Origin of the sequence: Enterobacter sp. 148H3 (assembly GCF_034107425.1) — a bacterium.
GTDB lineage: Bacteria > Pseudomonadota > Gammaproteobacteria > Enterobacterales > Enterobacteriaceae > Enterobacter > Enterobacter vonholyi.
Genome location: NZ_JAWNEI010000009.1, coordinates 120,712 through 139,346, shown reverse-complemented (window position 1 = coordinate 139,346; position 18,635 = coordinate 120,712). Strand labels below are relative to the sequence as shown.

Here is an 18,635-nt window from a genome sequence, read left to right as displayed (position 1 = left end):
GGATGATTGAAGCAGACCGCCTGGTTTCGGCAGGCACTATTCAGGCAGAGGATGTGGTGGATCGCGCGATTCGCCCAAAACTGCTTGATGAGTACATTGGCCAGCCGCAGGTTCGTTCCCAGATGGAGATTTTCATCCAGGCGGCAAAGCTGCGCGGCGATGCGCTCGATCACCTGCTGATTTTTGGCCCTCCCGGTTTAGGCAAAACCACGCTGGCGAATATCGTCGCCAATGAGATGGGCGTTAACCTGCGCACCACCTCCGGCCCGGTGCTGGAGAAGGCGGGCGATCTCGCTGCGATGCTGACCAACCTCGAACCGCATGACGTGCTGTTTATCGATGAGATCCACCGTCTCTCACCGGTGGTAGAAGAGGTGCTCTATCCGGCGATGGAAGATTACCAGCTGGATATCATGATCGGCGAAGGTCCGGCCGCGCGCTCCATCAAAATCGATCTGCCGCCGTTTACCCTGATTGGCGCAACGACGCGAGCCGGGTCGTTGACCTCCCCACTGCGCGACCGCTTCGGGATCGTGCAGCGTCTGGAATTTTATCAGGTTGCCGATCTCCAGCACATCGTTGGCCGCAGCGCCCGCTATATGGGGCTGGAAATGAGCGATGAGGGCGCGTTTGAAGTGGCGAAGCGTTCCCGCGGTACGCCGCGTATCGCCAACCGCCTGCTGCGCCGCGTTCGTGACTTTGCTGAGGTGAAGCACAACGGTTCGATTTCCGCCGAGATTGCCGCCCAGGCGCTGGACATGCTGAACGTCGACGCCGAAGGTTTTGACTACATGGACCGCAAGCTGCTGCTGGCGGTGCTGGACAAGTTCTTCGGTGGCCCGGTCGGGCTGGATAATCTGGCGGCGGCAATCGGGGAAGAGCGTGAGACGATTGAAGATGTGCTGGAGCCGTATCTGATTCAGCAGGGTTTCCTGCAGCGCACGCCGCGTGGACGTATGGCAACGGTGCGGGCGTGGAATCATTTCGGCATTACGCCACCGGCAATGCCGTAAGCAGCGATAATTTGTAGCCCCGGTAAGCGAAGCGCCTCCGGGGACATACCCACTAGTGTGCGGTCTTCTTCATCATACTGAAGATAAACAGCACCGCCGCACTCAGCACCACGGACGGCCCCGCAGGCGTGTCATAGAACGCCGAGAAGGTGAGTCCACCCGTTACCGCCATCATCCCGACGATCACGGCCACACCGGCCATCTGCTCAGGCGTACGGGCAAAACGACGCGCCGTAGCGGCAGGGATGATCAGCAGCGACGTAATAATCAGCGCGCCGACAAACTTCATCGCTACGCCAATGGTTAACGCCGTCACCAGCATCAGCAGCAGCTTAACGCGCTGCAGCTTCACGCCGTCGACAAACGCCAGGTCCGGGCTGACGGTCATGGCCAGTAAATTCCGCCACTGCCAGAGCAGAATAGCGAGCACCACCAGCACGCCAATGGCTATAGCGATGAGATCCTCCGGCGTCACGGCCAGCAGGTCACCGAAGAGGTAGGCCATCAGATCCACGCGGATGTTCGACATCAGGCTGACCACCACCAGGCCCAGAGAAAGGGCACTGTGCGCCATGATGCCAAGCAGGGTATCGATGGCGAGGTGAGGGCGTTTTTCCAGCCAGACCAGACCGGCCGCCAGCAGCAGCGTGACCACAATCACCGCGTAGAACGGGTTGACGTTCAGCAGCAGGCCAAAAGCCACGCCCAGCAGGGACGCGTGGGCCAGGGTATCACCGAAGTAAGACATTCTGCGCCATACCACAAACGAGCCGAGCGGGCCCGCGGCACAGGCAAGCATAATCCCGGCCAGCCAGCCGGGCAGTAACAGTTCAATCATGAGTGTCCATTTCCCCGACGCAGTACGATTCGTCCCTGCAAATCATGGCGATGATTATGATGATGGCGATAAATGCCAAGCTGCTCGGCGCCGCGAGGGCCAAACATAGAGATGAATTCCGGATGCATGGAGACGACTTCAGGCGTACCTGAGCAGCAGATATGATGGTTGAGGCACAGCACTTCGTCGGTTTTTGCCATCACCAGATGGAGATCGTGAGACACCATCAGCACTGCGCAATCGAGCTCTCGACGTAGCTGGTCGATCAAATCATAAAGCGCAACCTGACCATTAACATCCACACCCTGAGTCGGCTCATCCAGAACCAGAAGCTGCGGGCTGCTCAGCAGCGCGCGGGCAAGTAAAACACGCTGAGTTTCACCGCCGGAGAGTTTTTGCAGGGGCGCATCGACAAGATGGCCCGCCTGCACGCGTTTCAGTGCCGGGAGAATATCGGCTTTACGCGTGCCGGGGCGCAGACGCAGGAAACGGCTGACCGTCAGCGGCAGCGTGGCGTCGAGATGAAGTTTTTGCGGTACATAGCCAATACGCAATTTTTCCTCGCGCTTAATCACGCCTTCATCGGGTGCGACCAGACCCAGCACCACGCGTACCAGGGTGGATTTACCTGCGCCATTGGGGCCGAGAAGCGTCAGAATTTTGCCGGGCTTCAGATCCAGCGACACGTCAGAGAGGACGCGGCGCTGGCCAAATGAGACCGAAATATTTTCAAGAGAAACCAATGTTGTCATGTCATTTTAAGCTTGAAGAAGTCAACGAATGTTATAATATCACATTCCACGCATTCACTACGATGATTAGTCGCATTATGTTACATAAAAATACGCTTCTTTTCGCAGCATTATCTGCTGCCCTTTGGGGGACAACCGCACAAGATGTTAACGCTGCGGTTGTCGCTTCGCTTAAGCCACTTGGATTCATCGCGTCCGCCATTGCAGACGGCGTAACGGAGACCCAGGTTCTGCTCCCTGATGGTGCATCTGAGCATGACTATTCCCTGCGCCCGTCAGATGTAAAACGCTTGCAAAACGCGGACTTAGTCGTCTGGATTGGTCCTGAAATGGAAGCGTTCATGCAGAAGTCAGCAAAACAGGTGGCGGGTGAAAAACAGGTCGCGATTGCCGACCTCCCCGGCGTGAAACCGTTGCTCATGAAAGGGGCGGATGACGACGGCGACGAACATGACCACCATGCTGCAGACGGTGAAAAAGGTGATGGAGATCACCATCACGGCGAGTACAACATGCATCTTTGGTTATCCCCAGAGATAGCGCGGCTTTCAGCGGTTGCAATCCATGACAAATTAGTGGAACTTATGCCGCAAAGTCGAGCCAAACTAGACGCCAACCTGAAGGATTTTGAGGCACAATTAGCCGCAACCGATAAGCAGGTGGGTAATGAGCTCGCACCGTTGAAAGGAAAAGGGTATTTCGTTTTTCATGACGCCTACGGCTATTACGAAAAACACTACGGTTTGACCCCGCTGGGCCACTTCACCGTCAACCCTGAAATTCAGCCTGGTGCGCAGCGTTTACATGAAATCAGAACACAGCTGGTTGAGCAGAAAGCGACATGCGTTTTTGCTGAGCCACAGTTCAGGCCAGCGGTCGTAGAAGCCGTGGCCAGGGGAACATCCGTGCGCATGGGAACCCTTGACCCGCTAGGTACGAATATCCAGTTGAGCAAAGCGAGCTATTCGCAGTTCCTCAGCCAACTGGCGAACCAGTATGCGAGCTGCCTGAAAGGAGAATAACGAGGAAGTGAATACGTGCAACAGATAGCCCGCTCTGTCGCCCTGGCATTTAACAATCTGCCTCGACCCCACCGCGTTATGCTGGGGTCGCTTACAGTACTCACCTTAGCGGTCGCCGTCTGGCGGCCCTATGTGTACCACCCGAGTTCTGCCCCTATCATCAAAACCATTGAGCTTGAAAAGAGCGAAATCCGTTCTTTGCTGCCTGAAGCCAGTGAGCCTATCGACCAGGCGGCTCAGGAAGATGAAGCTATCCCGCAGGATGAACTGGACGATAAAACCGAGAACGAAGCGGGTATCCACGAATATGTAGTGTCTACCGGTGACACGCTGAGCAGCGTGCTGAACCAGTACGGCATCGACATGGGCAATATCAGCCAGCTGGCGGCTGCGGATAAAGATCTTCGTAATCTGAAAATCGGACAGCAGCTCTCCTGGACATTAACGGCGGATGGCGATCTCCAGCGTCTGACCTGGGAAATGTCCCGCCGCGAAACCCGCACCTACGATCGCACTGCAAACGGTTTCAAGATGACCAGCGAAATGCAGAAGGGTGACTGGGTTAACAGCGTTCTGAAAGGCACCGTGGGCGCGAGCTTTGTCTCCAGCGCGCGCGATGCAGGTTTGACCAGCGCTGAAATCAGCTCGGTGATCAAAGCCATGCAGTGGCAGATGGATTTCCGCAAGCTGAAGAAGGGCGATGAGTTCTCCGTCCTGATGTCACGCGAGATGCTGGACGGCAAGCGCGAGCAAAGCCAGCTGCTGGGCGTCCGACTGCGCTCTGAGGGTAAAGATTATTACGCGATTCGTGCCGAAGACGGTAAGTTCTACGATCGCAGCGGTACGGGCCTTGCAAAAGGCTTTCTGCGCTTCCCGACGGCAAAACAGTTCCGCGTCTCCTCTAACTTTAACCCGCGTCGTCTGAACCCGGTAACCGGGCGCGTCGCGCCGCACCGTGGCGTTGATTTTGCCATGCCGCAGGGTACGCCGGTACTGGCGGTAGGGGATGGCGAAGTGGTGGTGGCCAAGCGTAGCGGTGCCGCCGGATATTATGTCGCGGTACGTCATGGTCGTACTTATACGACCCGCTACATGCACCTGCGCAAGCTGCTGGTCAAACCGGGCCAGAAGGTGAAGCGTGGTGACCGTATCGCGATTTCCGGCAATACCGGACGCTCCACCGGCCCGCATCTGCACTATGAAGTGTGGATCAACCAACAGGCAGTGAACCCGCTGACGGCGAAACTGCCGCGCACCGAAGGCCTGACAGGTAAAGATCGTACTGATTATCTGGCGCAGGTGAAAGAGGTGATACCGCAGCTGAGCTTGAACTAAGCCCTCTGTTTTTGTTAAAAAAGCCGGCGCACACTGACGCCGGCTTTTTCTTTTGTGCGGGGACGACTGCCTCGCTACACTATCTGAATAAAATTTTGCGTCATCAGACCCTGGATCCAGCATGGAAACCAAAAAAAACAATATTGAATACATTCCTGAGTTTGAAAAATCCTTCCGCCATCCGCGCAACTGGGGCGCCTGGCTTGGTGTTTACGCCTTTGCGGGGATGGCGTTGCTGCCGGCTTCCGTCCGAGACCCAGTTCTGGGGAAAATTGGCCGTCTGGCCGGGCGTTTAGGCAAGAGCGCTCGCCGCCGCGCGCAGATCAACCTCTACTACTGTTTTCCTGAGAAAAGCGACGCCGAACGTGAGGCAATCATTGATGAGATGTATACCACTGCCCCGCAGGCAATGGCGATGATGGCGGAACTGGCGCTGAAAGGGCCGGATAAAATCGTCGATCGCGTTGACTGGAAAGGGCTGGACATCATCGAGGAGATGCGTCGCAATGACGAGAAAGTGATTTTCCTTGTCCCCCACGGCTGGGGCGTTGATATTCCGGCGATGCTCATGGCGTCTCAGGGCCAGAAAATGGCGGCGATGTTCCATAACCAGGGAAATAAAATCTACGATTTTGTCTGGAACACGGTGCGTCGTCGTTTTGGCGGACGTTTGCATGCGCGTAACGATGGCATTAAGCCCTTCATTCAGTCGGTACGTCAGGGGTACTGGGGCTACTATCTCCCGGATCAGGACCACGGCCCAGAGCACAGCGAGTTTGTCGATTTCTTTGCGACCTATAAAGCGACGCTTCCCGCGATTGGTCGACTGATGAAAGTCTGTCGTGCCCGCGTGATCCCGCTATTCCCGGTCTATGACGGCAAAACGCATCGCCTGAGTATTGAGGTCCGTCCGCCGATGGACGATCTGCTCACCGCGGACGACCACACCATCGCGCGTCGAATGAACGAAGAGGTGGAGATCCTGGTGGGGCCGCATGCCGAACAGTACACGTGGATTTTGAAGCTGCTTAAAACGCGTAAACCGGGTGAAACAGAGCCCTACAAACGCAAAGAGCTTTATCCGAGGAAATAAAAAAAGCCCTCTCCAGACGGAGAGGGCTTTTTAACACAAACGTTATTACTCGACGGTCATAACGCGCGTGGTGTTGGTTGAGCCGATGGTGCTCATCACATCGCCCTGGGTCACGATAACGATATCACCGGACACCAGATAGCCTTTGTCGCGCAGCAGGTTTACGGCATCGTGCGCTGCAGCTACGCCATCATTGGTGCTGTCGAAGTGAACCGGCGTCACGCCGCGGTACAGCGCCGTCAGGTTCAGGGTACGTTCGTGACGGGACATGGCGAAAATTGGCAGGCCAGAGCTGATACGAGAGGTCATCAGCGCGGTGCGGCCAGATTCGGTCATGGTGATGATCGCGGTAACGCCCTTCAGGTGGTTTGCCGCGTACATCGCAGACATCGCAATCGCTTCTTCCACGTTGTCGAACTGCACGTCCAGACGATGTTTAGAGACGTTGATGCTTGGGATCTTTTCAGCGCCCAGGCAGACGCGCGCCATGGCGGCCACGGTTTCTGCCGGATACTGGCCCGCAGCGGTTTCCGCAGAGAGCATTACCGCATCCGTACCGTCCAGCACGGCGTTGGCCACGTCCATGACTTCCGCACGGGTTGGCATTGGGTTGGTGATCATCGATTCCATCATCTGAGTGGCGGTGATCACTGCGCGGTTCAGCTGACGTGCGCGACGAATCAGCGCTTTCTGGATACCGACCAGCTCAGGGTCGCCGATTTCCACGCCCAGGTCACCACGCGCAACCATGACAACGTCAGAGGCGAGGATCACATCGTCCATGGCATCCTGATCGCAAACGGCCTCCGCGCGTTCAACTTTAGCGACGATTTTAGCATCGCAGCCTGCATCACGTGCCAGGCGACGCGCATAGTTAAGATCTTCGCCGCAGCGCGGGAAGGAGACGGCCAGGTAGTCAACGCCGATCAGCGCGGCAGTTACGATGTCCGCTTTGTCTTTATCGGTAAGCGCTTCTGCTGAGAGGCCGCCACCCAGTTTGTTGATGCCTTTATTGTTGGAGAGCGGGCCGCCAACGGTGACTTCGGTGAACACTTTCATGCCCTGAACTTCCAGCACCTTCAGCTGTACGCGACCGTCGTCGAGCAGCAGGATATCGCCAGGCACCACGTCAGCCGGCAGACCTTTATAGTCGATACCAACTTTCTCTTTATCGCCTTCGCCTTTGCCCAGGTTGGCATCAAGCAGGAATTTGTCGCCGATATTGAGGAAAACTTTACCCTCTTTAAAGGTCGATACACGGATTTTTGGACCCTGCAAATCGCCGAGGATAGCAACGTGGCGGCCCAGTTTTGCTGCAATTTCACGCACTTTATCGGCACGTAATTTATGGTCTTCTGGCGTACCGTGAGAGAAGTTCATACGCACCACGTTGGCACCGGCGGCGATAATTTTTTCGAGATTATTATCGCGATCGGTGGCCGGGCCTAAGGTGGTTACGATCTTGGTTCTGCGAAGCCTTCTGGACATGTAATACTCCGTTGACTGAAACAACTTTGGTGTTGCGTGAACATTGAATCGGCCTTCATCTGCTGCAAGGCAGCGGCGAGGGGACCGAATGCCGTAAATCGTTACATCGTCATTATTCGTGACGTATTCGTTATCAACTATCAGGGAACATCGCTCTTTATAAGCAATTCTTTATCAAAACGCGATTCCTTCAGCGCTTCCTTGACCCGCTTCAAGTTATCCCGGAATTTTGCCCCGCGACGGAGGGTAAAACCGGTCGCCAGCACGTCAATCACGGTGAGCTGGGCCAGTCGGGAGACCATCGGCATATAAATGTCTGTGTCTTCCGGCACGTCGAGGGTGATTGCCAGCGTTGCCTCTCGCGCCAGCGGCGTGCCGGCTGTAGTGAGGGCAATCACCATGGCATCGTTTTCACGGGCAAGCTGCGCCAGCTCAACCTGACTTTTGGTGCGGCCGGTATGCGAAATCAGTACCACGACGTCATCTTCACTGCAATTCATACAGCTCATGCGTTGCAGCACAATGTCATCGGAATAAATAACTGGAACGTTAAAGCGGAAAAATTTGTTCATGGCGTCATGCGCTACGGCCGCCGACGACCCGAGCCCAAAGAACGCAATTCGCTTGGCCTGGGTGAGTAAATCCACCGCGCGATTTACAGAGCTCATCTCCAGAGAGTGACGGACGTGGTCAAGTGAAGCCATGGCCGACTCAAAAATTTTCGTGGTATAGGCATCAACGCTGTCGTCTTCATCCACATTACGATTAACATAAGGGGTGCCGTTAGCCAGACTTTGTGCCAGATGCAGTTTAAAATCAGGAAAGCCGCGCGTTTCCAGACTGCGGCAAAAACGATTGACCGTGGGTTCGCTAACACCCGCTTCCTGTGCCAGAGCGGCGATGCTTGAATGAATCGCCTGAGCGGGGGAGGCCATAATGACCTCGGCCACTTTTCGCTCGGATTTGCTAAGGTGTTCCAGTTGAAACTGGATTTTTTCCAGCATGTTCATGTTAACAGGACGCTCATGGGTGTAAACGATTTCATAAATTGATGAAATCGAGATTCGATTTAGCCGATATTACCCTTGTGGCTTCCATTAAGGGTAACAATCGACAAGATAATGTTGTTGTTTTTTTTCATTACTTGATCGATGTCGGGTTTTGCTATGACCCTGTTGCGCAAAGAAACGACGGTTGTTGCGTCATTAAGCCGTCGAAATCATCCGAAGGGTGAAAAATCGCGGTATCGCACGCGACGATAAGCGCTAATGGTTTCGGGAATGACGTAAAAGCAGTACAGTGCATTGTAATAAAATTACAACGATACCTGGCAGAAGCACCAGGTGATCCAACTGAGGAGAATGACATGGCGGTAACGCAAACAGCCCAGGCATGTGACCTGGTCATTTTCGGCGCGAAAGGCGATCTTGCACGCCGAAAATTGCTGCCTTCCCTGTATCAACTGGAGAAAGCGGGCCAAATTCATCCGGATACCCGTATCCTGGGTGTAGGGCGCGCCGACTGGGACAAGGACGCTTATACCAAAGTCGTCCGCGAGGCGCTCGAAACTTTCATGAAAGAAAAAATTGATGAAAGTTTGTGGGATACCCTGAGTGGACGCCTCGATTTCTGCAACCTGGACGTGAATGACGTCAGCGCATTCGCCCGCCTGGGCGCGATGCTGGATCAGAAAAACCGTGTCACCATTAACTATTTCGCCATGCCGCCAAGCACCTTCGGCGCCATTTGCAAAGGTCTGGGCGAAGCCAAACTGAACGCCAAACCGGCGCGCGTCGTGATGGAGAAGCCGCTGGGTACGTCGCTGGCAACCTCGCGCGAAATCAACGACCAGGTGGGCGAGTTCTTTGAAGAATGCCAGGTCTACCGTATCGACCACTACCTCGGTAAAGAGACGGTTCTGAACCTGCTGGCGCTTCGTTTCGCTAACTCCCTGTTTGTGAATAACTGGGACAACCGCACTATCGATCACGTGGAAATCACCGTGGCGGAAGAGGTGGGGATTGAAGGTCGCTGGGGTTACTTTGACCAGGCCGGTCAGATGCGCGACATGATCCAGAACCACCTGCTGCAGATTCTGTGCATGATTGCCATGTCTCCTCCGTCTGACCTGACGGCTGACAGCATCCGCGACGCCAAAGTGAAAGTGCTGAAGTCGCTGCGCCGTATCGACCGCTCCAACGTGCGCGAGAAGACCGTTCGCGGCCAGTACACCGCCGGGTTTGCGCAAGGCAAAAAAGTGCCAGGCTACCTGGAAGAAGAGGGCGCGAACAAGTCCAGCAACACCGAGACGTTCGTGGCGATCCGCGTGGATATCGACGACTGGCGTTGGGCGGGTGTTCCGTTCTACCTGCGCACCGGTAAGCGTCTGCCGGCCAAATGTTCCGAAGTGGTTGTCTACTTTAAGAACCCGGAACTGAACCTGTTCAAAGAGTCCTGGCAGGAACTGCCGCAGAACAAGCTGACCATTCGTCTGCAGCCGGACGAGGGCGTGGATATCCAGATCCTGAACAAAGTGCCGGGCCTGGATCATAAACACAACCTGCAGACCACCAAGCTGGATCTGAGCTATTCCGAAACCTTCAACCAGACGCACCTGGCCGATGCTTACGAGCGTCTGCTGCTGGAAACCATGCGCGGTATTCAGGCGCTGTTCGTGCGCCGCGATGAAGTGGAAGAAGCATGGAAATGGGTCGACTCCATCACCGAAGCCTGGGCTGCCGATCAGGATGCGCCAAAACCGTATCAGGCGGGCACCTGGGGACCTGTCGCGTCGGTGGCGATGATCACCCGCGATGGCCGCTCCTGGAACGAGTTTGAGTAAGATAATCCGCTAGCTCGAAAGTGTTATTTTACCGGTAACATGATCTAACACAGCTAGTGGCACAATTTTCAACTTTTAAGCTCCGCGTGGATTCACCCGCGGAGCTTTTTTTATTACACTGCCGGAAGTGATTTTGCCCCTGAGCTCCGGACAGCAAGCGTTTCAGCGTTGTTAACAACTGCCAGCGACTTTGTAAACTCCCGAGCCCGGACAGATAAATGAGAGGAGCTTTTATGAATCCGATATTGTTACGCGTAACACAACGCATTATTGAGCGCTCGAAAGAGACCCGTTCGGCCTACCTCGCCAGGATTGAACAGGCAAAGAGCAACACCGTTCACCGATCTCAGCTGGCCTGCGGGAATCTGGCGCACGGCTTCGCCGCCTGCCAGCCTGACGATAAAGCATCGCTGAAAAGCATGTTGCGTAACAATATCGCCATCATTACTGCCTATAACGATATGCTCTCCGCTCACCAGCCCTATGAGGTTTACCCGGACATCATCCGTAAAGCGCTGCACAGCGTGAATGCGGTGGGGCAGGTCGCGGGTGGGGTACCCGCCATGTGCGACGGCGTAACGCAGGGTCAGGACGGTATGGAGCTCTCCCTGCTGAGCCGCGAAGTGATTGCCATGTCCGCAGCGGTTGGCCTGTCACACAACATGTTTGATGGCGCGCTTTATCTCGGCGTGTGCGACAAGATTGTCCCGGGTCTGGTGATGGCGGCGCTGTCGTTTGGGCATCTGCCTGCTATCTTCGTGCCGTCCGGTCCAATGGCAAGCGGCCTGCCGAACAAAGAAAAAGTGCGTATCCGCCAGCTGTACGCGGAAGGGAAAGCAGACCGTCAGGCGCTGCTGGAGGCGGAAGCCGCGTCCTATCATGCGCCGGGGACCTGTACGTTCTACGGTACGGCTAACACTAACCAGATGGTGGTGGAGTTTATGGGGATGCAGCTTCCGGGCTCGTCCTTTATCCAGCCGGATGCGCCGCTGCGCAAGGCGCTGACCGAGGCCGCGGCCCGTCAGGTTACACGTCTGACCGGAAACGGCAACGAATGGATGCCGATGGGTAAAATGGTCGATGAAAAAGTCATCGTCAACGGGATTGTCGCGCTGCTGGCAACCGGGGGGTCAACCAACCACACCATGCACCTGGTGGCTATGGCGCGTGCGGCGGGCATTCTGATTAACTGGGATGACTTCTCCGAGATCTCTTCCGTGGTGCCGCTGATGGCACGCCTCTACCCGAACGGTCCGGCGGATATTAACCACTTCCAGGCCGCGGGCGGCGTACCGCTGCTGATGCGCGAGCTGCTGAAGGGCGGTCTGCTGCATGAAGACGTGAATACCGTGGCTGGCTTTGGCCTGCAGCGCTACACCCAGGAGCCGTGGCTGAACAACGGCGAGCTGGACTGGCGTGATGGGGCGAGCGCGTCTCTTGATGCGCAGGTGATTGCCACTATCGACAAACCTTTCTCTCCTCACGGTGGCACCAAAGTGCTGAGCGGCAACCTCGGTCGCGCGGTGATGAAAACCTCTGCAGTACCGGAAGAGAACCAGATTATCGAAGCGCCGGCGGTGGTATTTGAAAGCCAGCACGACGTATTACCTGCCTTTGACGCCGGCCTGCTTGATAAAGACTGCGTGGTGGTGGTGCGTCACCAGGGGCCTAAAGCTAACGGGATGCCAGAATTACATAAACTTATGCCACCACTTGGTGTATTATTGGACCGCCGTTTCAAAATTGCGTTAGTAACCGATGGACGCCTCTCTGGGGCATCCGGTAAAGTGCCTTCAGCCATCCACGTGACGCCTGAAGCTTACGACGGCGGTTTACTGGCGAAAGTGCGTGACGGTGACACGATCCGCGTGAACGGTCAGACAGGTGAGTTAACCCTGCTGGTCGATGACGCCGAGCTGGCGGCACGTCAGCCCCATATTCCTGACCTGAGCGCATCGCGCGTGGGGACCGGACGCGAAATGTTCAGCGCGCTGCGTGAGAAACTCTCCGGTGCGGAGCAGGGCGCTACCTGTATTACGTTTTAAGACGACTTGATTTTAACGATCTGGCGAGAGAAAACTCTGATGAAAAACTGGAAAACAAGTGCAGAATCAATCCTGACCACTGGCCCTGTCGTGCCGGTTATCGTGGTAAACAAGCTGGAGCACGCTGTACCGATGGCGAAAGCGCTGGTTGCGGGTGGCGTTCGCGTTCTGGAAGTGACCCTGCGCACCGCCTGCGCAATGGATGCCATTCGCGCGATTGCCAAAGAAGTGCCGGACGCCATCATCGGTGCGGGTACCGTGACGAACGCAAAACAGCTGGCTGAAGTGACCGAAGCGGGCGCACAGTTTGCCATCAGCCCGGGTCTGACCGAGTCGCTGCTGAAAGCCGCGACCGAAGGCACTATTCCACTGATCCCGGGTATCAGCACCGTCTCCGAACTGATGCTGGGCATGGACTACGGTCTGAAAGAGTTCAAATTCTTCCCGGCTGAAGCGAACGGCGGCACCAAAGCGCTGCAGGCGATTGCGGGTCCATTCTCTCAGGTACGCTTCTGCCCGACGGGCGGCATCTCTCCTGCCAACTACCGTGACTACCTGGCACTGAAAAGCGTCCTGTGCATCGGTGGCTCATGGCTGGTTCCGGCGGATGCGCTGGAAGCGGGTGACTGGGATCGCATCACAAAACTGGCTCGTGAAGCGGTGGAAGGCGCGAAGCAGTAAGTCATTCGCCGCATGAAAAACGGGCCTTTCGGCCCGTTTTTTTATCCCGTTACCTTAACGCTTGCTGCGGCCGCTTTGGCTCTCGCCACGGCGTCGTCAACGTTATCCCCGGTGGCTAACGCCACGCCAAGACGCCGGGTTCCGTCAATCTCCGGCTTGCCGAACAATCGTACCTGCAACCCGGCACCCACCGCCCCGTCGACATTCTCAAACGTGACGTTCTGGCTGGTTAGCTGCGGCAGGATCACCGCCGAGGCAGCCGGGCCGTACTGACGGATACCGCCGACGGGCAGGCCGAGGAAGGCACGCACGTGCAGGGCGAACTCGGAGAGATCCTGCGAAATCAGCGTCACCATGCCGGTGTCATGCGGGCGAGGGGAAACTTCGCTGAAAATCACCTCGTCGCCGCACACAAACAGCTCCACGCCAAACAGGCCATAGCCGCCCAGCGCCAGGACGGTTTTACGGGCGATCGCCTGCGCACGCTCCAGCGCCAGGGCGCTCATCTGCTGCGGCTGCCAGGATTCGCGATAATCGCCATCTTCCTGGCGGTGGCCAATCGGGTCGCAGAAATGGACGCCGTCAACGGCGCTGACGGTCAGCAGGGTGATCTCAAAATCAAACTTCACGACGCCTTCGACGATGACGCGACCGGCGCCTGCGCGGCCCCCCTGTTGGGCGTACTCCCACGCCTTTTCCAGCGTGCTGCTGTCGCGAATAAAGCTCTGTCCTTTACCGGAGGAGCTCATCACCGGCTTAACGATGCACGGGTAACCCATCTCCTCAACGGCCTGCAGGAATGCCGCCTTATCGCCTGCAAAACGATAGCTCGACGTGGGCAATCCCAGCTCTTCGGCCGCCAGGCGACGAATGCCTTCGCGGTTCATGGTCAGCTTTGCGGCTTTCGCGCAGGGCACCACGCGCTGGCCTTCCTGCTCAAGCGCGATCAGCGTATCGGTGGCAATGGCTTCAATTTCCGGCACGACAAAATCAGGTTTCTCGCGCGTAATCAGCTCGCGAAGGGCATCGCCATCCAGCATGTTAATCACATAAGAACGATGGGCGACGTGCATGGCTGGCGCGTCGGCGTAACGGTCCACGGCAATCACTTCCACGCCTAAACGCTGGCACTCAATGGCGACTTCTTTCCCCAGCTCGCCCGATCCCAACAGCATCACTCGCGTCGCCGCAGGTCGCAGCGCAGTTCCTAAACGAATCATAACAATCCCCCTGAAAAAGTTGCGGGCAGTATAAACGAAAACGTTTGCGTCTGTCTTGTACACGGCCAGGTGAGGGGAGAAGAAATTTGCGCTTCTTTAGCCCGTCCAGACATTTCCTGACGCCTGCTCGCTTACGCTGTGGATCATGTTCACCGTTAAGTGAGGGAAATCATGTCTGGCTGGCTAAATCAATTGCAATCCCTGTTAGGGCAGAAAACATCGTCTGGCGAGCGGGACCTGAGCAAACTGCTGGTACCCGGGGCGCTAGGCGGACTGGCAGGCCTGCTGGTCGCGAATAAATCCTCGCGCAAGCTGCTGGCAAAGTACGGGACAGGCGCACTGCTGGCCGGTGGGGGCGCCATTGCGGGTACCGTCCTGTGGAACAAATACAAGGACAGGGTTAGGACCGCGCACAGTGATGAACCACACTACGGCGAGCACACCTCGCCGCTGGATCTGCGTACCGAACGGCTGATCCTGGCGCTGGTCTTTGCCGCGAAAAGTGACGGACATATCGACGATAAGGAACGACTGGCGATCGAGCAGCAGCTGCGTGAAGCCGGCGTTGAAGAGAAGGGCAGAACGCTGGTGGCGCAGGCCATCGAACAGCCTCTGGAGCCGCAGCGTCTGGCACAAAGCGTGAAAAATGAGGAAGAGGCGCTTGAACTCTATTTCCTCAGCTGTGCCGCCATCGATATCGATCACTTTATGGAGCGGAGCTACCTTAATGCCCTGGGAGATGCGTTAAAGATCCCACAAGACGTGCGCGAAGGCATTGAGCGGGATATCCGGGAACAAAAACAGGCGTTACAGGGATAGTTCTCGCCGTTGCGACCCTGTTTCGCTTGCATCATGCGTGGGTTTTGCCAACCTTATAGGGTGTAAAACGAAAAAGAATGATGACATGCCACCGAAAGCCCGACGTATACCTTATGCGATCACCACGCATGGCGATACGCGTATAGACAACTATTACTGGCTACGGGACGATTCGCGCTCCCGGCCAGAGGTGCTCGACTACCTGCACGAGGAAAACGACTATGGCCGCAAGGTCATGTCCAGCCAGCAGACGCTTCAGGACCAGCTGCTGAATGAAATGGTGCAGCGTATTCCTCAGCGCGATATCTCCGCGCCCTGGACCAAAAACGGCTATCGCTATCGCCATATTTACGAGCCCGGCAATGAGTATCCCATTTATCAGCGTCAGTCGGTATTAAGCGCCGAATGGGACGAGTGGGATATTCTGCTGGATGCCAACCAGCGCGCTGCCCACAGCGAGTTTTATACCCTGGGCGGCATGTCCATTTCGCCTGACAATGCGGTGATGGCGCTGGCGGAGGATTATCTCTCCCGCCGTCAGTACGGCCTGCGGTTTCGCAATCTGGAGAGCGGCAACTGGTATCCGGAAATGCTGGAAAATGTGTCCCCGGATTTTGTCTGGGCGAATGATTCCGAGACGGTTTACTACGTCAAAAAGCACGCCTCGACGCTACTGCCTTACCAGGTATGGCGGCACACCGTGGGAACGGACTCCGCAGACGACGAGCTCGTCTATGAAGAGAAAGACGAAACGTTCTATGTCAGCCTGCATAAAACCTCCTCGCGCCACTATGTGATTATCTTTCTTGCCAGCGCGACGACGTCGGAAGTTCTGCTGCTGGATGCCGAACTGCCTGACGCCCAGCCGCTCTGTTTCCTGCCGCGCCGCAAGGATCACGAGTACAGCCTGGATCACTTCCAGCACAGCTTTTATTTGCGCTCCAATCGTGAGGGCAAAAACTTTGGTCTCTATAAAACCAAAGTGCGCGATGAGCGCAAGTGGGAGGTGCTTATCCCCGCGCGGGATCAGGTGATGCTGGAAGGGTTCACCCTGTTTACCGACTGGCTGGTGGTGGAAGAGCGCCAGCGCGGGCTGACCAGTATCCGGCAAATCAACCGCAAAACGCGGGAAGTGGTGGGGATTGCGTTCGACGACCCGGCCTATGTGACGTGGATTGGATTCAATCCCGAACCCGAATCATCGCGGTTGCGCTACGGCTACTCATCCATGACCACACCGGACACCCTGTTTGAGCTGGACATGGATACCGGGCAGCGCCAGGTGATTAAACAGACCGAGGTAAAAGGTTTTGAGTCTGAAAACTACCGCAGCGAGCACCTCTGGGTCACCGCCCGGGATGGCGTTGAGGTCCCCGTCTCGCTCGTCTATCACCAAGCCCATTTCCAGAAAGGCAAAAACCCAATCCTGGTTTACGGCTACGGGTCGTATGGCTCAAGCATGGACGCCGATTTCAGCAGCAGCCGATTAAGCCTGCTCGATCGCGGTTTTGTTTTCGCCATAGCCCATATTCGCGGCGGCGGTGAGCTGGGCCAACACTGGTATGAAGACGGGAAATTCCTGAAAAAGAAAAACACCTTCAATGATTATCTCGACGTCTGCGATGCGCTAATTGAGCAGGGCTATGGCGATCCGCAACTCTGCTTTGGCATGGGAGGCAGCGCGGGCGGCATGCTGATGGGGGCGGTTATCAACCAGCGTCCCGACCGCTTTAAGGGGATTGTCGCGCAGGTACCGTTTGTCGATGTGGTCACGACCATGCTCGATGAATCTATCCCTCTTACCACCGGGGAGTTTGAGGAGTGGGGAAATCCGCAGGATGAGATGTACTACCGCTATATGAAAGAGTACAGCCCGTACGACAACGTGGAGGCGAAAGCCTACCCGCACATGCTGGTCACCACCGGTTTGCATGATTCTCAGGTACAGTACTGGGAGCCGGCAAAATGGGTGGCAAAGCTGCGGGAGCTGAAAACCGATGACAATCTGCTGCTGCTGTGTACCGATATGGACTCCGGACACGGCGGGAAATCGGGACGATTTAAATCCTACGAAGGGGTTGCCCTGGAATATGCCTTCCTGATTGGCCTGGCGCAGGACACGCTGCCAGGCCGTGCGGAGGGTTAAGCGTCGCCCAGATAATGTTTCAGCGTTAAGCGCAGTTCCGGACTCATTCTGTCGAGGTTGTTATACAGCCAGCGCAAATAGCCCGGGTCTTTGTCCGCTACCTCGGACACCGGCTTCCCGCGATATTTACCAAAGGTAAATGTGGTCAGTAACGCGGGGCGTCCGGTGATCGTCGCCATATCATCCGGTGTCCAGCCTGAGATATTCATAATATCAATCAGCAACGCGGCGGTGATATAGCAGTCATACAGGGCGCGGTGATGGTGAAGCCCCTCAGGGGTACGAACGCTGAGCTTGCGGGACTTGTACAGCGCCATATTGCTGTATTTAATGCCCGGCCAGAGACGACGCGCCAGCTTCATTGTGCAAATCCATTCGCCCGGCATTTCAGGTAGCACCCGGCGGTCAAAGCTGGCGTTATGCGCGACGTACCACGGGCTACCGTAGTAGTGCGGAATGATCTCTTCAATCCAGGGCTTATCCGCCACCATCGATTCTGTAATGCGATGGATAGCCATCGCCTGGGGGCTGATGGGGCGATCGGGACGCACCAGATGGCTCATTGGGTTGACGATTTTACCATCAACCACGTCGACAGAGGCCACTTCCACTATTCCGCCCTGAAGATCGCAAGTTTCGGTATCGATGACGCGCAGCATTGAAAACTCCTGAGCTTAAAACGCCTAGCCTAAAGGAATGATATCGCCTTGCCAACCCTCTCCGCCGAGCGTGCCGGTCACCAGAAGCTCGCCCTTATCCGCGCGGACGATCAGTTGGCCTTTATCATCCCACAGCGCGCTGCCGCCGCAGGCGTTCGCCATCAGCACCGCAATAGCATATTTATGCGCGAAGCGCTGCAGGTTACTGATGGACTGCCGCCAGCGATTTTCCCCCACCGACTGGCAGCTGGTAACAAGCGTTGCTCTGGGATCGAGATTGGGAGAATCGGGATGTGCATCAATGATGCTAAGGTGCTTGTCCCCCGGCACCAGGCTGGCTCCGCGCCCTTGCGGATAGCGCAAAATGCGATGGCAAGCAGGCGAAAACAGCACAAGACCTTTCTGTCTCTGCCCATCCTGTTCCAGGGGGAGTCCTGCAATAACGGTAATCTGGTAAAAATGTGCCGCGTTAAGCAGCGGCTCCAGCTGCGCGTCATCGGGTGGGGGAGGTAGCGTCGGCGCGCCAGAGCCCGTTAAGGAGAGTTCAGGGAAGACCAGCAGATCGCACCCCTGTCGTGCGGCTTCGGCGATGAAGCGCAGGTGGTGCGTAACATGGTCATTCACACTCTGATGCAGCCCGCCATACTGGGCTGCCGCTATGTTCCAATGTGACATCGTGACT

16 protein-coding genes are annotated in these 18,635 nt (G+C 56.3%); 9 read left to right on the top strand and 7 right to left on the bottom strand.

What is annotated here, in order from left to right; genetic code table 11:
* Positions 1-2 precede the first annotated feature (2 nt).
* Positions 3-1,013 (top strand): Holliday junction branch migration DNA helicase RuvB, encoded by a 1,011-nt coding sequence (gene ruvB / locus USH94_RS14720; protein ID WP_111964817.1) that lies wholly within the window; start codon positions 3-5, stop codon positions 1,011-1,013.
* Between the two features lie 52 nt (positions 1,014-1,065).
* Here the strand turns inward: ruvB and znuB are convergent, their stop codons facing one another.
* Positions 1,066-1,851, bottom strand: coding sequence for a zinc ABC transporter permease subunit ZnuB (gene znuB / locus USH94_RS14715; protein WP_111964816.1), 786 nt, complete (start codon positions 1,849-1,851; stop codon positions 1,066-1,068).
* Positions 1,848-2,603: a zinc ABC transporter ATP-binding protein ZnuC gene (znuC, locus tag USH94_RS14710; RefSeq protein WP_023312233.1), complete on the bottom strand. Its 756-nt coding sequence runs from the start codon at positions 2,601-2,603 to the stop codon at positions 1,848-1,850. Before znuC ends, znuB begins: the two co-directional genes overlap by 4 nt.
* 77 nt (positions 2,604-2,680) lie before the next feature.
* Here znuC and znuA point away from each other — a divergent pair, with 77 nt between their 5' ends.
* The 3 genes from znuA (at position 2,681) to lpxM (ending at position 6,053) form a co-directional block, all read left to right on the top strand.
* Entirely contained in the window at positions 2,681-3,625 is a 945-nt protein-coding gene (gene znuA, locus USH94_RS14705; RefSeq protein ID WP_127732807.1) for a zinc ABC transporter substrate-binding protein ZnuA, read from the top strand.
* 15 nt (positions 3,626-3,640) lie between these two features.
* Positions 3,641-4,960, top strand: coding sequence for a murein DD-endopeptidase MepM (gene mepM / locus USH94_RS14700; RefSeq protein WP_045326742.1), 1,320 nt, complete (start codon positions 3,641-3,643; stop codon positions 4,958-4,960).
* Between the two features lie 121 nt (positions 4,961-5,081).
* On the top strand, positions 5,082-6,053 hold the full coding sequence (gene lpxM, locus USH94_RS14695; protein WP_029741765.1) for a lauroyl-Kdo(2)-lipid IV(A) myristoyltransferase: 972 nt from the start codon (positions 5,082-5,084) through the stop codon (positions 6,051-6,053).
* A gap of 45 nt (positions 6,054-6,098) precedes the next feature.
* On the opposite strand, the gene pyk is transcribed toward lpxM, so the two are convergent.
* Positions 6,099-7,541, bottom strand: a complete 1,443-nt coding sequence (pyk, locus tag USH94_RS14690; protein ID WP_008500455.1) for a pyruvate kinase — start codon at positions 7,539-7,541, stop codon at positions 6,099-6,101.
* A gap of 140 nt (positions 7,542-7,681) precedes the next feature.
* Positions 7,682-8,551, bottom strand: a complete 870-nt coding sequence (locus USH94_RS14685; RefSeq protein WP_111964815.1) for a MurR/RpiR family transcriptional regulator — start codon at positions 8,549-8,551, stop codon at positions 7,682-7,684.
* 356 nt (positions 8,552-8,907) lie between these two features.
* On the opposite strand from USH94_RS14685, the gene zwf reads away from it, so the two are divergent.
* The 3 genes from zwf to kdgA all read left to right on the top strand — a co-directional run bounded on the left by zwf (position 8,908) and on the right by kdgA (position 13,109).
* Positions 8,908-10,383: a glucose-6-phosphate dehydrogenase gene (gene zwf, locus USH94_RS14680; RefSeq protein ID WP_008500457.1), complete on the top strand. Its 1,476-nt coding sequence runs from the start codon at positions 8,908-8,910 to the stop codon at positions 10,381-10,383.
* A gap of 233 nt (positions 10,384-10,616) precedes the next feature.
* Positions 10,617-12,428, top strand: coding sequence for a phosphogluconate dehydratase (edd, locus tag USH94_RS14675; protein WP_111964814.1), 1,812 nt, complete (start codon positions 10,617-10,619; stop codon positions 12,426-12,428).
* Between the two features lie 39 nt (positions 12,429-12,467).
* Positions 12,468-13,109 carry a bifunctional 4-hydroxy-2-oxoglutarate aldolase/2-dehydro-3-deoxy-phosphogluconate aldolase gene (gene kdgA, locus USH94_RS14670; protein ID WP_063409039.1) on the top strand — a complete coding sequence of 214 codons (642 nt, stop codon included), beginning with the start codon at positions 12,468-12,470 and terminating at the stop codon, positions 13,107-13,109.
* A gap of 41 nt (positions 13,110-13,150) precedes the next feature.
* On the opposite strand, the gene purT is transcribed toward kdgA, so the two are convergent.
* Positions 13,151-14,329 carry a formate-dependent phosphoribosylglycinamide formyltransferase gene (gene purT, locus USH94_RS14665; RefSeq protein WP_111964813.1) on the bottom strand — a complete coding sequence of 393 codons (1,179 nt, stop codon included), beginning with the start codon at positions 14,327-14,329 and terminating at the stop codon, positions 13,151-13,153.
* Between the two features lie 171 nt (positions 14,330-14,500).
* Here purT and USH94_RS14660 point away from each other — a divergent pair, with 171 nt between their 5' ends.
* Both USH94_RS14660 and ptrB read left to right on the top strand, forming a co-directional pair.
* Positions 14,501-15,148 (top strand): tellurite resistance TerB family protein, encoded by a 648-nt coding sequence (locus USH94_RS14660; protein WP_111964812.1) that lies wholly within the window; start codon positions 14,501-14,503, stop codon positions 15,146-15,148.
* A gap of 85 nt (positions 15,149-15,233) precedes the next feature.
* Positions 15,234-17,294, top strand: coding sequence for an oligopeptidase B (gene ptrB, locus USH94_RS14655; RefSeq protein WP_111964811.1), 2,061 nt, complete (start codon positions 15,234-15,236; stop codon positions 17,292-17,294).
* Here ptrB and exoX read toward each other — a convergent pair.
* Together exoX and USH94_RS14645 are read right to left on the bottom strand one after the other, a co-directional pair.
* Positions 17,291-17,953 carry an exodeoxyribonuclease X gene (gene exoX, locus USH94_RS14650; RefSeq protein ID WP_010432611.1) on the bottom strand — a complete coding sequence of 221 codons (663 nt, stop codon included), beginning with the start codon at positions 17,951-17,953 and terminating at the stop codon, positions 17,291-17,293. The two genes, ptrB and exoX, sit on opposite strands and share 4 nt — an antisense overlap.
* A gap of 24 nt (positions 17,954-17,977) precedes the next feature.
* Positions 17,978-18,628 carry a carbon-nitrogen hydrolase family protein gene (locus USH94_RS14645; protein ID WP_111964810.1) on the bottom strand — a complete coding sequence of 217 codons (651 nt, stop codon included), beginning with the start codon at positions 18,626-18,628 and terminating at the stop codon, positions 17,978-17,980.
* Between the last annotated feature and the right edge of the window lie 7 nt (positions 18,629-18,635).

What these genes read in the sequence shown, in the direction of transcription:
- ruvB (WP_111964817.1), top strand. Translation starts at nt 3, where the DNA reads ATGATTGAAGCAGACCGCCTGGTTTCGGCAGGCACTATTCAGGCAGAG.
- znuB (WP_111964816.1), bottom strand. Translation starts at nt 1,851, where the DNA reads ATGATTGAACTGTTACTGCCCGGCTGGCTGGCCGGGATTATGCTTGCC.
- znuC (WP_023312233.1), bottom strand. Translation starts at nt 2,603, where the DNA reads ATGACAACATTGGTTTCTCTTGAAAATATTTCGGTCTCATTTGGCCAG.
- znuA (WP_127732807.1), top strand. Translation starts at nt 2,681, where the DNA reads ATGTTACATAAAAATACGCTTCTTTTCGCAGCATTATCTGCTGCCCTT.
- lpxM (WP_029741765.1), top strand. Translation starts at nt 5,082, where the DNA reads ATGGAAACCAAAAAAAACAATATTGAATACATTCCTGAGTTTGAAAAA.
- pyk (WP_008500455.1), bottom strand. Translation starts at nt 7,541, where the DNA reads ATGTCCAGAAGGCTTCGCAGAACCAAGATCGTAACCACCTTAGGCCCG.
- USH94_RS14685 (WP_111964815.1), bottom strand. Translation starts at nt 8,551, where the DNA reads ATGAACATGCTGGAAAAAATCCAGTTTCAACTGGAACACCTTAGCAAA.
- zwf (WP_008500457.1), top strand. Translation starts at nt 8,908, where the DNA reads ATGGCGGTAACGCAAACAGCCCAGGCATGTGACCTGGTCATTTTCGGC.
- edd (WP_111964814.1), top strand. Translation starts at nt 10,617, where the DNA reads ATGAATCCGATATTGTTACGCGTAACACAACGCATTATTGAGCGCTCG.
- kdgA (WP_063409039.1), top strand. Translation starts at nt 12,468, where the DNA reads ATGAAAAACTGGAAAACAAGTGCAGAATCAATCCTGACCACTGGCCCT.
- purT (WP_111964813.1), bottom strand. Translation starts at nt 14,329, where the DNA reads ATGATTCGTTTAGGAACTGCGCTGCGACCTGCGGCGACGCGAGTGATG.
- USH94_RS14660 (WP_111964812.1), top strand. Translation starts at nt 14,501, where the DNA reads ATGTCTGGCTGGCTAAATCAATTGCAATCCCTGTTAGGGCAGAAAACA.
- ptrB (WP_111964811.1), top strand. Translation starts at nt 15,234, where the DNA reads ATGCCACCGAAAGCCCGACGTATACCTTATGCGATCACCACGCATGGC.
- exoX (WP_010432611.1), bottom strand. Translation starts at nt 17,953, where the DNA reads ATGCTGCGCGTCATCGATACCGAAACTTGCGATCTTCAGGGCGGAATA.
- USH94_RS14645 (WP_111964810.1), bottom strand. Translation starts at nt 18,628, where the DNA reads ATGTCACATTGGAACATAGCGGCAGCCCAGTATGGCGGGCTGCATCAG.